Raw genomic sequence first — 12,904 nt, forward strand, 5'->3', positions numbered from 1 at the left:
GGCTGATGCTGCTGAAGGTCAGGAGATCAGACGTTGAAGCCTAGCATACGGAGCTGCTCACGGCCCTCGTCGGTGATCTTGTCGGGCCCCCACGGCGGGAGCCAGACCCAGTTGATCTTCACATCGGAGACCATACCATCGAGCGCGGAGTGCGCCTGATCCTCGATCACGTCCGTGAGCGGGCAGGCGGCGCTGGTGAGCGTCATGTCGATGGTGGCCACGGGCCGGCCGCCCTCGGCGGGGTCGAGGTTGAGGCCGTAGATCAGGCCGAGGTCGACGACGTTGATGCCCAGCTCGGGGTCCACGACGTCCTTGAGCGCCTCCATGACCTCCTCGACGGTGGTCTCGCCGTCGAACGAGGTGGGCGTCTCCACCGGCTTGCTCATCTGCTGGCACTCCTCACTACAGCGTCCTTGTAGGCCATCCAGGACAGCAGCGCGCACTTGACCCTGGCGGGGAACTTGGCGACCCCGGCGAACGCCACGGCGTCGCCGAGGACGTCCTCGTCGGCCTCCACCTGTCCCCTGCCCTGCATGAGCCGGGTGAACTCGTCGACGACCGACAGCGTCTCCTCCACCGTGGAGCCCGCGGTCAGCTCGTGCAGGACCGAGGCGGCGGCCTGGCTGATGGAGCAGCCCTGGCCGTCGTAGGAGACGTCCTCGATCCGGCCGGCGTCGCCGACCTTGACCCGGAGCGTGATCTCGTCGCCGCACGTCGGGTTCACGTGGTGGACCTCGGCGTCGTACGGCTCGCGCAGCCCCCGCCCCTGCGGGTGCTTGTAGTGCTCCAGGATCAGCTCCTGGTACATCGACTCGCCGATCATGGCTATGCGAACACCTTCTGAACGTGGTGGAGGCCGCGCACCAGGGCGTCGATCTCGCCCGTGGTGTTGTACAGGTAGAACGACGCCCGCGTGGTCGCCGGTATTCCGAACCTGAGGTGCAGCGGGCGCGCGCAGTGGTGACCGACCCGCACGGCGATGCCGAAGCTGTCGTCGAGGATCTGCCCCACGTCGTGCGGGTGGATGCCCTCCAGCGTGAACGACAGGGTCGCGCCGCGCCGGTCGAGGGTCTCGGGCCCGATGAGCCGCAGCGTCGGCACCTCGCGCAGGGCCTCCAGCGCGTACGCCGTGAGCTCGCGCTCGTGCGCCTCGATCGCGTCCATGCCGATGCCCTGGAGGTAGTCGACGGCCGCGCCGAGACCGATGGCCTCGACGATCGGCGGCGTGCCCGCCTCGAACTTGTGCGGGATCGGCGCGTACGTCGAGTGGTCCATCCAGACCGCCTCGATCATCTCGCCGCCGCCCAGGAACGGGGGCATGGCCTCCAGCAGCTCGCCCCGCCCCCACAGCACGCCGATGCCGGACGGGCCGAGCATCTTGTGGCCGGTGAAGGCGACGAAGTCGACGCCCAGCGCGGCGACGTCCACCGGGTGGTGGGGCACGGACTGGGAGGCGTCGAGCATCACCAGGGCGCCCACCTCGCGGGCGCGCCGCAGCACGTCGGCGACCGGGTTGACGGTGCCGAGCACGTTGGACTGGTGCGCGATCGAGACGATCTTCGTGCGTTCGGTGACCAGCTCGTCCAGGTCGGACAGGTCGAGCCGGCCCTCGTCGGTGACGCCGAACCACTTCAGGCTCGCGCCGGTGCGCTGGACGAGCAGCTGCCACGGCACGATGTTGGAGTGGTGCTCCATCTCGGAGATGACGATCTCGTCGCCGGGGCCGAGCGCGAAGCGCGGGTCGGTGCCCTCGCCCGAGGAGCCCCACAGGTGGGGGCCGAAGGCGTGGGCCACCAGGTTGAGCGCCTCGGAGGCGTTCTTGGTGAAGATCACCTCGTCGCGCGAGGGCGCGCCGACGAAGGCGGCCACCTTGTCGCGCGCGCTCTCGTACGCCTCGGTGGACTCGGCGCCGAGCGCGTGCATGGCGCGCCCGACGTTGCTGTAGTGCATCGCCAGGTGCTCGCGCACCGTCTCGACGACCGGCGTGGGCTTCTGCGAGGAGTTGCCCGAGTCGAGGTAGACGAGCGGGCGCCCGCCGGGCAGCTCGCGGGAGAGAACCGGGAAGTCCTTCCTGATCCTCTCCACGTCCAAGCTGGTGGGATAAGTCATGCAGTCGCCTTCGTGTACTGCTCGTAGCCCTCGGACTCGAGCTTGTCGGCCAGCTCCGGGCCGCCCTCCTCGACGATCCGGCCGCCCGCGAAGACGTGGACGAAGTCCGGCTTCACGTAGCGCAGGATGCGGGTGTAGTGCGTGATGAGCAGCACGCCCGTGTCGCCGGAGGCGCGGAAGCGGTTGATGCCCTCCGACACCACGCGCAGCGCGTCGACGTCGAGGCCGGAGTCGGTCTCGTCGAGCACGGCGATCTTGGGCTTGAGCAGCTCGAGCTGGAGGATCTCGTGGCGCTTCTTCTCACCGCCGGAGAAGCCCTCGTTGAGGTTGCGCTGGGCGAAGGCGGCGTCGATGGACAGGGCGTCCATGCCGTTCTTGAGGTCCTTGGCGAACTCGCGCAGCTTGGGCGCCTCGCCGCGCACCGCGGTGACGGCCGAGCGCAGGAAGTTGGACACCGACACGCCGGGGACCTCGACGGGGTACTGCATGGCGAGGAACAGGCCGGCGCGGGCGCGCTCGTCGACCGACAGCTCCAGCAGGTCGACGCCGTCGAGCAGGACCTGGCCGCCGGTGATCGTGTACTTGGGGTGACCGGCGATCGCGTAGGCGAGCGTGGACTTGCCGGAGCCGTTGGGGCCCATGATGGCGTGGGTCTCGCCGGACCTCACGGTGAGGTTGACGCCGCGAAGGATCTCCTTGTCCTCGACGGCGACCTGGAGGTCACGGATCTCAAGGGTGGACATGTGCTTATGACTCCTTCGAGAGCGAGACGAGCACGTCATCGCCGTCGATCTTGACTGTGTAGGTGTTCACGGGCCTGGTCGCGGGCGGGCCGGTGGGCTTGCCGCTGCGGATGTCGAAGCACGAGCCGTGCAGCCAGCACTCCAGGGTGTCGTCGTAGACCTCTCCCTCGCTGAGCTTGACCTCGGCGTGGGAGCAGATGTCGTGCAGCGCGAAGACCTCGCCGCCCTTGCGGACGAGCGCGACGGGGATCTCCTCGACCTCCACGCCGAGCACCCCGCCGTCGGGGATGTCGGACACGCTGCACACCTTCTCGTAGCTCATGAGTCGTTCACCACTCCTCACTCGCTACGCGGGCCGCTCCTTCGTCGCGGACCACTCCGCTCGCTGCGTCGGGTTCTCTCCTACTCATCGCGCGAGCTCCGCCTCGACCGCGCTCATGACGCGCTCGCGGATCTCCTCGATCTCGATGCGCTCGATGAGCTGGCCGAGGAAGCCGCGGATGACCAGGCGACGCGCCTCGTCGAAGGGGATGCCGCGCGCCTGGAGGTAGAAGATGTGCTCGTCGTCGAGGCGGCCCGACGTCGAGGCGTGACCCGCGCCGGCGACCTCGCCGGTGAGGATCTCCAGGTTGGGCACCGAGTCGGCGCGGGCGCCGTCGGTGAGGATGAGGTTGCGGTTGAGCTCGTAGGTGTCGGTGCCCTCGGCCTCGACCCGGATGATCACGTCGCCGATCCAGACGGCGTGGGCGTCCTCGCCCTGGAGGGCGCCGCGGTAGTCGACGTTGCTCTTGCAGTGGGGCTGCGAGTGGTCGACCAGCAGGCGGTGCTCCAGGTGCTGGCCCGCGTCCACGAAGTAGACGCCGGCCAGGTCGGCGTCGCCGCCGGGGCCGGTGTAGGACACGCTGGGCGAGAGCCGGACGAGGTCGCCGCCGAGGGTCACCACGAAGCTGCGGAAGGTGGCGTCCTTGGCGAGCTGGGCGTGGTGGTGGGAGACGTGGACGGCGTCGTCCTCCCAGTCCTGGAGGCTGACGACCTTGAGGGAGGCACCGTCGCCGACGACGAACTCGATGTTGTCGGCGTAGACCGCGCTGCCCTGGTGCTCGATGACGACCACGGCCTCGGCCAGCGGCTCGACGACGACCACGATGTGGCCGTAGGAGGCGCCGTCGGCGCCTCCGCCGCGCAGCTCGACCGTGATGTGGCCGTCCGGCGTCGCCTCCTTGGGCACCGTGATGACCAGCGCCTTCTCGAAGGCGTTGTAGGCCTGGGCGCTGACCCGGTCGGCCGGCACGTACGCGCGGCCGATGCGCGGGTCCTCGCGCCCGACCCACTCGGCGCTCACGCCGGACGGGGTGAACGCCTGGACGACGAGCTGGCCGGTGGCCTCGGCCTTGCCGCTGTGCAGGCCCTTGAGGCGCGACAGCGGGGTGAAGCGCCACGCCTCCTCGCGCCCGGTCGGCACGTCGAAGTCGGCCAGGTCGTACGACGCCTTCTCGTGCAGGGTCGACAGGGGCTTCTCGTTCAGGCCCATCAGCCGACGGCTCCTTCCATCTGCAGCTCGATCAGCCGGTTGAGCTCGAGCGCGTACTCCATGGGCAGCTCACGCGCGATCGGCTCGACGAAGCCGCGCACGATCATCGCCATCGCCTCGTCCTCGTCCATGCCGCGGCTCATGAGGTAGAACAGCTGGTCCTCGCTGACCTTGGAGACCGTGGCCTCGTGCCCCATGGAGACGTCGTCCTCGCGGACGTCGACGTAGGGGTAGGTGTCGGAGCGGCTGATCTGGTCGACGAGCAGCGCGTCGCACTTGACGGTGCTGGCGCTGCCGTGGGCGCCCTCCTCGATCTGCACGAGACCGCGGTAGGAGGTGCGGCCGCCGCCGCGGGCCACCGACTTGGAGATGACGCTGGAGCTGGTGTGGGGCGCCAGGTGCACCATCTTGGAGCCGGCGTCCTGGTGCTGGCCCTCGCCGGCGAAGGCGACGCTCAGGGTCTCGCCCTTGGCGTGCTCGCCCATGAGGTAGACGGCCGGGTACTTCATCGTGACCTTGGAGCCGATGTTGCCGTCGATCCACTCCATGGTGGCGCCCTCGTAGGCGACGGCGCGCTTGGTCACCAGGTTGTAGACGTTGTTCGACCAGTTCTGGATGGTCGTGTAACGGCAGCGGGCGTTCTTCTTCACGACGATCTCGACGACCGCGGAGTGCAGCGAGTCGGAGGAGTAGATCGGCGCGGTGCAGCCCTCGACGTAGTGGACGTAGGAGTTCTCGTCCACGATGATCAGGGTCCGCTCGAACTGGCCCATGTTCTCGGTGTTGATCCGGAAGTACGCCTGGAGCGGGATCTCGACCTCGACGTTCGGCGGCACGTAGATGAACGAGCCACCGGACCACACGGAGGTGTTGAGGGCGGCGAACTTGTTGTCGCCGACCGGGATGACCGAGCCGAAGTACTCCTTGAAGAGCTCCTCGTGCTCACGCAGGCCGGTGTCGGTGTCGACGAAGATGACACCCTTCTCCTCAAGGTCCTCACGGATCTTGTGGTAGACGACCTCCGACTCGTACTGGGCGGCGACGCCGGCGATGAGCCGCTGCTTCTCGGCCTCGGGGATGCCCAGCTTGTCGTAGGTGTTCTTGATGTCGGCGGGCAGTTCGTCCCAGGAGGCGGCCTGCTTCTCCGTCGAGCGGACGAAGTACTTGATGTTGTCGAAGTCGATGTCGCTGAGGTCGGAGCCCCAGGTCGGCAGCGGCTTCTTGTCGAACAGGCGGAGGCCCTTCAGGCGAAGGTCGAGCATCCACTCCGGCTCGTTCTTGAGCGCGGAGATGTTGCGCACGACGTCCTCGGACAGGCCACGCTTGGCCGCCGCCCCGGCGGCATCCGGGTCGGCCCAGCCGAACTTGTAATTCCCGAGGCCTTCCAGCTCCGGGCGGTCGGTGACAGTCACCTTCCGGACTCCTTGCTCTTGTCTCTATGTGCGGGATCACCCAGCGATTGCGGGCTGACGTGTGTGGTGCAGACCCCGTCGCCGTGGGCGATCGTGGCCAGGCGCTGCACGGGGGTGCCGAGAAGCCGGGCGAACGCCTCGGTCTCGGCCTCGCAGAGCTGCGGGAACTCCGCCGCCACGTGCGCCACCGGACAGTGGTGCTGGCAGAGCTGGTCTCCGCCGGACTTGGCCTTGCTGGCCGACGCGGCGTAGCCCTCGGCCGAGAGCGCCTGCGCCAGCACCTCGACCCGCTGCTCGGCGGGCACCGCGCGCATGACCGGCTCCAGCCGCCGCAGCAGGCCGGAGACCTGCGTGCGGGCGAAGTCGGTCACCGCCTCGTCCCCCATGCGCTCGGCCAGGAAGCGCAGCGCGCTCCCGGCCAGGTCGTCATAGGCGTGCTCGAAGGCACTGCGCCCCGCGTCGGTGATGGCGAACAGCTTGGCCGGTCGCCCGCGCCCGCGCTGGCCGCGTGGTCGTACCGTGCGAGGCTCTATCATCCCGTCGGACAGCAACGCGTCGAGGTGACGGCGGACGGCGGCCGGGGTCAGCCCGAGCCGCTCGCCCAGCGCGGCGGCCGCGACGGGACCGTGCTCCAGGATGAGCCGGGCCACGCGCGCGCGGGTGCTGCGCTCGCTGCCAGGCTCGATCGTGGTGGGCACGTTTTTCACAACATCAGTGTGCCGTAATTCCTTCCCGCCCCACAAACGGATCCGGGGAAAGGGTCAATGCAATTTCTCACGCAGGTAAGCCTTACCTAATCCCCTGCTCGGCGGCTTGCAGCCCGGTCGGGACGTCCCCGCACGACCGCGAAGACGACGGTCGCGAGCGCCAGCAGCGCCAGCATGACGGCGGCCATCGGCGTCGCCGAGCCCGAGCCCACGAGGCCCACGAGCGGGGCGGCGAGGGCGCCCAGCGCGAACTGGAGCACCCCGAGCAGGGCGGAGGCGCTGCCCGCGACCTGCGGCGGCTGCCCGGCCAGGGCGAGCGCGCCGGTGCCCGGCAGCACCAGGCCCTGGCCGCACATGATGACGAACAGCCCCGCCACGATCCCGGCCAGGCCCAGCCCGGCGACCGCGGCCGTCAGCAGCAGCGCGGCGCCCGCGACCGCGACGGCGAGGCCCGTGAAGACCAGCCGCGCGGGCGCGACCCGGCCCGCGAGCCGCCCGCCGACCTGCGCCATGACGGTCAGGCCGAGCGCGTTGAGCCCGAAGATCAGGGAGTACTGCTGGGGCGTGGCGTGGTAGACCTCCTGGATCACGAAGGGCGAGCCGGAGATGTAGGAGAACATCGCGGCGAAGCCCAGGCCGGCGGTCAGGGCCGAGCCCATGAACGGGCGGTCGCGCAGCAGCCGGCCGAAGGTGCGCAGGGTGTGCCCGAGCCCGCCGCCCTCCCGCTTGTCCGCCGGCAGGGTCTCGCGGACGCCGCCGACCACGGCCAGCAGCAGCACCAGGCCGGTCAGGCTGAGCGCGACGAACACGCCGCGCCACGAGGTGAACGACAGGAGCTGGGCGCCGGCCACCGGGGCGAGGATCGGCGCGAGGCCGCTGACGAGCATGAGCGTGGCGAAGATGCGCGCGATGGCGGGGCCGTCGTACAGGTCGCGCACCACGGCGCGCACGATCACCAGGGCGGCGCCGCCGAGGACGCCCTGCAGCAGCCGCAGCGCGATCAGCACGGGCACGTTGGGCGCGAACGCGCACAGCAGCGAGGCCACGGCGAACCCGGCGACGCCGACGAGCAGCGGCCCCCTGCGCCCGCGCACGTCGCTCACCGGCCCGGCGATGACCTGGCCCGCGGAGACGCCGATGAGGCAGGCCGTCAGCGTGAGCTGCACCTGGGCGGGCGTGCTCAGCAGCTCCCCGGTGATGGCGGGCAGGGCCGGCAGGTACATGTCGATGGACAGCGGGCCGATGGCCGACAGCGCGCCGAGCACGAACAGCAGCAGGGCGCCGGCCCGCCTGGAACGGGGGGCGCCCTCCTCGGCGCCCGCCGATCCTGACAGGCTGGATCCCGGCGGTGCTGATGCGGACGGTGACGCCGGCGCCACGGACATGCGCGTACCCCTCTCCCTCGCAGGCGTGCGGCCCACGAGGGCCGAGGGAGAGGAACAGCGGTAAAGTCCTCCTAATTCCCGGTCATCTGATTTTTACTGATTTTCGCGGAGCTGGATGACCGAGACGGCCGCCCCCTGCGGGTCCTGGAACATCCCGAACCGTCCCGGCGGCGAGTCCATGGAGTCGACGAAGATCTCCGCGCCGCGGCGCCGCGCGGCCCCGATGGCCGCGTCGAGGTCGGCGACCGCGAAGTAGACCATCCAGTGCGAGGGCGTCTCCGGCGGGTACATCGGCCCCATCTCGATCATCCCGGCGACGCTTCTGCCGCCCGCGTGCCACTCGGTGTAGGTGACGCCGTCCATCTGCTGCGGGCGGGGCTCCCAGCCGAACACCGCGCGGTAGAACCGCTCGGCGGCCTCGGGGTCGCGGGTGACGAGCTCGTTCCAGCAGAACCCGCCCGGCTCGTTGACCAGGTCGGCGCCGTGGTGCCGGCCCGCCTGCCAGATCGAGGCGTACGCGCCGTCCGGCCCCTGGAAGACCGCCATCCGGCCCTCCTCCATGACCTGCATCGGCCCGGCGACCACGGTGCCGCCGGAGTTCTTGATCCGGTCGGCGGTCGCGTCGGCGTCCTCGACGGCGACGTAGCTGTTCCAGTGGGACGGCATGGCCTCGTCGTGCAGGGGGCCCACGCCGGCGACCCGCTTGTCGCCGTGGAAGAACTGGCCGTAGCCCCCGGCCGCGGGATCGTCGCTCATCTCGGCCCGCCAGCCGAGGACCTCGCCGTAGAAGCGCACCGACGCCTCCACGTCCGAGCTCGACAGATCCACCCAGCACGGGACACCCGGCTCGTAGCCGCTGCGCTCTGACATGGGAACCCTCCTTGCCGTCCTCGCCGGCCGCCGCCCCCTCGCGGCTGCCGCCCGACTCGCCCCCGCCATCAGGCTTTCACCCGGCCGGGGCCCCCGCCGGGAAACGCGCGGTAAACAGGTGGCCATATCCGGCCAGTGCCGCGTGAGCGGCCGGGACGCGGTCGCGCGCGGCCCGGGCTGCGCACGGGACCGCTCCGCGCACTCCTTAGACTCATGGCCATGGACTCCCCAGCCGTCGAGATCATCGGCCTGGTCAAGCGCTACGGCTGCACCACAGCGGTCGACGGCCTGTCGATGCGCGCCGCCCGTGGCGCGGTGACGGCCGTGCTCGGGCCCAACGGCGCGGGCAAGACCTCCACGGTCGAGATCTGCGAGGGCTTCCGCGAGGCCGACGAGGGCACCGTGCGGGTGCTGGGCCTCCCGCCCGCCGCCCCGGCGCTGCGGCCCCGCGTGGGGGTCATGCTCCAGTCGGGCGGCGTGCCGCCCGCGACGCGCTGCGGCGAGTGGCTGCGCCTGGTCTCCCGCTTCTACGCCCGTCCGCTCGACGTCGACGCCCTCCTCGTACGGCTGGGCCTGGCCGCCCACGCGCGCACCCCGTACCGCCGCCTGTCGGGCGGCCAGCAGCAGCGGCTGTCGCTGGCCGCGGCGGTCGTCGGCCGGCCGGAGCTGGTCTTCCTCGACGAGCCGACGGCCGGGCTCGACCCGCAGGCCCGCCACGCCTGCTGGGACCTCGTGACCGACCTGCGGGCCGCGGGCGTGGCGGTGCTGCTGACCACGCACCACATGGACGAGGCCGAGCGGCTGGCCGACCACGTGGTGATCATCGACGGCGGGCGGGTGGTGTCCGAGGGCAGCCCGGCGGCGCTGACCGGGGCCGAGCGGCAGCTCCGCTTCCGCGCCCGGCCCGGCCTGGCGCTGGAGGAGCTGCTCAACGCGCTGCCGTCGGGCAGCGCGGCCAAGGAGTCGCCGGCCGGCCACTACATCGTCGAGGGCCTGGTGGGCCCGGAGCTGCTGGCCACCGTGACCGCCTGGTGCGCGGCCGAGGGCGTCACGGCCGACGACCTGCGCATCGAGCGCCGCACGCTGGAGGACGTCTTCCTCGAACTGACCGGCAGGGAGCTGCGATGACGACGCCGGACACGGCGGCCCTCGACCTCACCCCGGCGCCCGGGGCGGCGCCGTTCCCGCGCATGGTGCTCGCCCAGGCGGGCGCCGAGGTGCGCGCGACGCTGCGCAACGGCGAGCAGCTCCTGCTGACCCTGGTCATCCCGGTGCTGCTGCTGGCCGGGTTCACGCTGGCGCCGCTCATCGACGTCGGCGGCGGCAGCCGGGTGGCCTTCCTCGCGCCGGGCGTGCTGGCGCTGGCGGTCATGTCCACGGCGTTCACCGGGCAGGCGATCGCGACCGGGTTCGAGCGGCGTTACGGGGTGCTGAAGCGGCTGGGCGCGACCCCGCTGTCCCGGGCCGGGCTCATGCTGGCCAAGACGGCGGCGGTGCTGGCGGTGGAGCTCCTCCAGGTCGTGGTCGTCGTGGCGGTGGGGCTGGCGCTCGGCTGGCGGCCCCACGGGTCGTTCGCGGCGGCGGCGCTGCTCATCGTGCTGGGCACGGCCGCCTTCAGCGGGCTCGGGCTGCTCATGGCGGGCACGCTGCGGGCCGAGGCGACACTGGCCGCGGCCAACCTCGTCTACCTGGTGCTGCTGGGGGCGGGCGGGGTGATGTTCCCGCTGTCGAAGCTGCCGGAGTCGGTGCGGCCGGCGCTGGAGGTGCTGCCCATCTCGGCGCTCACCGGCGGCCTGCGGACGGTGCTGTCGGGCGGCGCGCTGCCGCTGGGCGCGCTTGGGGTGCTGGCCGCGTGGGCGGTGCTGTGCCTGGCGCTGGCCTCGCGCACGTTCCGCTGGGAGTGACCGGCCGGCTGGGCTTCAGGGGGCGCGCCACCTGTGGCGGGTCGCGGCCGCCACGGCGGTCAGCGGCAGCGCCACCGCCCCGGCCACGCCGAACAGCAGCCCGTACGCCCCGGCGCCGGCCAGGGGCCCGGCCGCCGACGACGAGACCGCGCTGCCGATGAACAGCGCCGCCGCGAAGAACGCCACGGCCGTCCCCCGGGCGTGCGGCACGACCGAGGTCGCCCACGTCTGCAGCGACGAGTGCATGAACGACCAGCCGCCGCCGAACAGCAGCGCCGCCGCCGTCACGGTCACCAGGCTCACGTGCGCGGCGACCAGCGCGTACCCGAGGCAGAGCTGGGAGCCGCCCACGGCGATGAGCAGGGACGGAGGCCAGCGCCTCGACAGCCGCTTGACCAGCCGGGTCAGCAGCCACAGCCCCACGCCGTAGACGGCGGTGGCCAGGCCCGCCACCGCCGCGCTGACCCCGTGGTGCTGGAGCGCGGTGGCCAGGAACGGCAGGAGCCCCAGCAGCACGGCGCCCTCCACGAACGCCAGCCCGAACACCAGCAGCGCCCAGCGCTCCCGCAGCACCGTGCCGAGGTGGGCGCCGAGCCCGGCGACGGCGCCCCGGGGCGGCTCGGGCACCGAGCGCAGGCCGAGCGCGCAGGCCAGGGCGCACAGGGCGGCGGTGGTGAAGACGACGCGCCAGCTCACCAGGTCGGCCAGCACGCCGCCGAAGCCGGTGGCCACGGCCGTGCCGAGCGCGGCCGCGCCCATGAGGTCCGACAGGGCGCGCTGGCGGATCGGCGCGGCGACGGTGTCGCCGACGTAGGTGAGGGAGGTGGGGATCACCGCGCCGAAGCAGGCGCCGGCCACGACCCGCAGCGCGACCAGCGGGACCAGGCCAGGCATGAACGCGGAGGCCAGGCCCGCCGCGGTGGCGCCCAGCAGCGCGCCGCGCATCACCGGCAGGCGCCCGTACCGGTCGGACAGCACGCCCCACAGCGGCTGGGACAGGCCGTAGGCGAGGTAGTAGCCGCTCGCCACCGCGACGGCCGCGGCGAGCGTCACGCGCAGGTCCAGGGCGATCAGGACGAGCATGGGCCCGACGGCGAAGCGGTCGAAACTGCTGACGAGGGAGGCCGCGGACAGGGCGAACGGCGGCCGCACCAGGGCGACGGGCTCAGCGGGTGCGGTCATGTCTCCAGCGCGTGACGGGGGTACGGGGAACCGGCTTTTCGTCCTACCACCCTAAGTGGGGATATGTCGAGGCCGTTGACTATCCTCGGCACATCGCCCTTCTCGGCCCCTCTCTCGTCGCACGCCCCAGAGGAGCATCGTGACCGACTTCGCCTTGGACGACCCGTTCGACCGCAGGTCCGGACTGCCGCGGATGGGGAGTCTGCTGCGCACGGCCGCCGGATCCATCCCGCCGTCGGGGCTGGTCCTGCTGGGGATCTTCTCCGTGCAGCTCGGGGCGGGTTTCGCCAAGGAGCTGTTCGGGGCGCTGCCGCCGAGCGCGGTGGTGTTCCTCCGCATCATGGCGGGCGCGCTGATCATGGGCGTGGTGGCCCGGCCGAAGCTGCGGGGCATGTCGTGGCGTGCCTGGGCGGTCGGGCTCGGCTTCGGCGCGACGCTCGGCCTGATGAACCTGACGTTCTACGAGGCGCTGTCGCGGCTGCCGATGGGCATCGCGGTGGCGATCGAGTTCCTGGGCCCCCTAGGGGTGGCCGTGGCCGCGTCGCGGCGCCGGCTGGACCTGGTGTGGATCGGGCTCGCCGGGGTGGGCGTGGCGCTGCTCGCCCCGTGGGGCCAGTCGCAGAGCGTGAACTGGGTCGGCATCGGCTTCGCCCTGGCGGCCGGCGTGTGCTGGGCGGCCTACATCCTGCTGTCGGCCGCGGCGGGGCAGCACTTCCCCGGCACGACCGGGCTGTCGTTCGCGATGATCGTCTCGGCCGTGGTGGTCGCGCCGGTGGGCGTCGCGTCGGGCGGGACCGACCTGCTCCAGCCGGAGCTGGTGCTGATCGGGCTCGGGGTGGGGCTGCTGTCGTCGGTCATCCCGTACTCGCTGGAGCTGAACGCCCTGCGGCGGATGCCCAAGCACGTGTTCGGCATCCTCATGAGCCTGGAGCCGGCGGTGGCGGCGATGGTCGGGCTCGTGGTGCTGGGCGAGGTGCTGCACCTGCAGCAGTGGGCGGCGATCGCCAGCATCGTGGCGGCCAGCCTGGGCGCCACGCGGTCACGCTGACCGGGCGTCCGTC

General features: G+C 71.8%; 14 protein-coding genes. 3 read left to right on the forward strand and 11 right to left on the reverse strand.

Going from position 1 to position 12,904, the window contains the following annotated elements; genetic code table 11:
• Positions 1 to 26 precede the first annotated feature (26 nt).
• The 10 genes from HTZ77_RS12215 to HTZ77_RS12260 form a co-directional block, all read right to left on the reverse strand.
• The gene (locus HTZ77_RS12215; protein WP_175589610.1) at positions 27 to 386 is read right to left on the reverse strand and encodes a metal-sulfur cluster assembly factor; all 360 of its coding nucleotides are present in this window, start codon (positions 384 to 386) and stop codon (positions 27 to 29) included.
• Positions 383 to 823, reverse strand: a complete 441-nt coding sequence (gene sufU / locus HTZ77_RS12220) for a Fe-S cluster assembly sulfur transfer protein SufU (protein WP_175589611.1) — start codon at positions 821 to 823, stop codon at positions 383 to 385. The genes HTZ77_RS12215 and sufU overlap by 4 nt, the downstream gene beginning before the upstream one ends.
• A 2-nt stretch (positions 824 to 825) precedes the next feature.
• Positions 826 to 2,109, reverse strand: a complete 1,284-nt coding sequence (locus tag HTZ77_RS12225) for a cysteine desulfurase (protein ID WP_328808546.1) — start codon at positions 2,107 to 2,109, stop codon at positions 826 to 828.
• Entirely contained in the window at positions 2,106 to 2,852 is a 747-nt protein-coding gene (gene sufC / locus HTZ77_RS12230) for a Fe-S cluster assembly ATPase SufC (RefSeq protein WP_175589612.1), read from the reverse strand. The genes HTZ77_RS12225 and sufC overlap by 4 nt, the downstream gene beginning before the upstream one ends.
• A gap of 4 nt (positions 2,853 to 2,856) precedes the next feature.
• Positions 2,857 to 3,174, reverse strand: coding sequence for a non-heme iron oxygenase ferredoxin subunit (locus HTZ77_RS12235; RefSeq protein WP_175589613.1), 318 nt, complete (start codon positions 3,172 to 3,174; stop codon positions 2,857 to 2,859).
• A gap of 84 nt (positions 3,175 to 3,258) precedes the next feature.
• Positions 3,259 to 4,383, reverse strand: a complete 1,125-nt coding sequence (gene sufD / locus HTZ77_RS12240; RefSeq protein ID WP_175589614.1) for a Fe-S cluster assembly protein SufD — start codon at positions 4,381 to 4,383, stop codon at positions 3,259 to 3,261.
• Positions 4,383 to 5,795, reverse strand: coding sequence for a Fe-S cluster assembly protein SufB (gene sufB / locus HTZ77_RS12245; RefSeq protein WP_175589615.1), 1,413 nt, complete (start codon positions 5,793 to 5,795; stop codon positions 4,383 to 4,385). The genes sufD and sufB overlap by 1 nt, the downstream gene beginning before the upstream one ends.
• On the reverse strand, positions 5,792 to 6,502 hold the full coding sequence (locus HTZ77_RS12250; protein WP_328808547.1) for a helix-turn-helix transcriptional regulator: 711 nt from the start codon (positions 6,500 to 6,502) through the stop codon (positions 5,792 to 5,794). Before HTZ77_RS12250 ends, sufB begins: the two co-directional genes overlap by 4 nt.
• 86 nt (positions 6,503 to 6,588) lie before the next feature.
• A complete protein-coding gene (locus HTZ77_RS12255; protein WP_175589617.1) occupies positions 6,589 to 7,887 on the reverse strand; it encodes a multidrug effflux MFS transporter in 1,299 nt (432 codons plus the stop codon).
• A 93-nt stretch (positions 7,888 to 7,980) separates the two neighbouring features.
• Positions 7,981 to 8,757: a VOC family protein gene (locus HTZ77_RS12260; RefSeq protein WP_175589618.1), complete on the reverse strand. Its 777-nt coding sequence runs from the start codon at positions 8,755 to 8,757 to the stop codon at positions 7,981 to 7,983.
• 219 nt (positions 8,758 to 8,976) lie between these two features.
• Here HTZ77_RS12260 and HTZ77_RS12265 point away from each other — a divergent pair, with 219 nt between their 5' ends.
• Positions 8,977 to 9,885 (forward strand): ABC transporter ATP-binding protein, encoded by a 909-nt coding sequence (locus HTZ77_RS12265; RefSeq protein WP_175589619.1) that lies wholly within the window; start codon positions 8,977 to 8,979, stop codon positions 9,883 to 9,885.
• Complete coding sequence (locus HTZ77_RS12270) at positions 9,882 to 10,661, forward strand: ABC transporter permease (RefSeq protein WP_175589620.1); 780 nt, start codon at positions 9,882 to 9,884, stop codon at positions 10,659 to 10,661. The genes HTZ77_RS12265 and HTZ77_RS12270 overlap by 4 nt, the downstream gene beginning before the upstream one ends.
• Positions 10,662 to 10,676: 15 nt before the next feature.
• Here the strand turns inward: HTZ77_RS12270 and HTZ77_RS12275 are convergent, their stop codons facing one another.
• Positions 10,677 to 11,843 (reverse strand): MFS transporter, encoded by a 1,167-nt coding sequence (locus HTZ77_RS12275; RefSeq protein WP_175589621.1) that lies wholly within the window; start codon positions 11,841 to 11,843, stop codon positions 10,677 to 10,679.
• Positions 11,844 to 11,982: 139 nt separating this feature from the next.
• Between HTZ77_RS12275 and HTZ77_RS12280 the strand changes: the two genes are divergently transcribed.
• Positions 11,983 to 12,891, forward strand: coding sequence for an EamA family transporter (locus HTZ77_RS12280; RefSeq protein ID WP_407940498.1), 909 nt, complete (start codon positions 11,983 to 11,985; stop codon positions 12,889 to 12,891).
• The last annotated feature ends 13 nt before the right edge of the window (positions 12,892 to 12,904 follow it).

Source organism: Nonomuraea montanisoli (assembly GCF_013363975.1).
Lineage (GTDB): Bacteria > Actinomycetota > Actinomycetes > Streptosporangiales > Streptosporangiaceae > Nonomuraea > Nonomuraea montanisoli.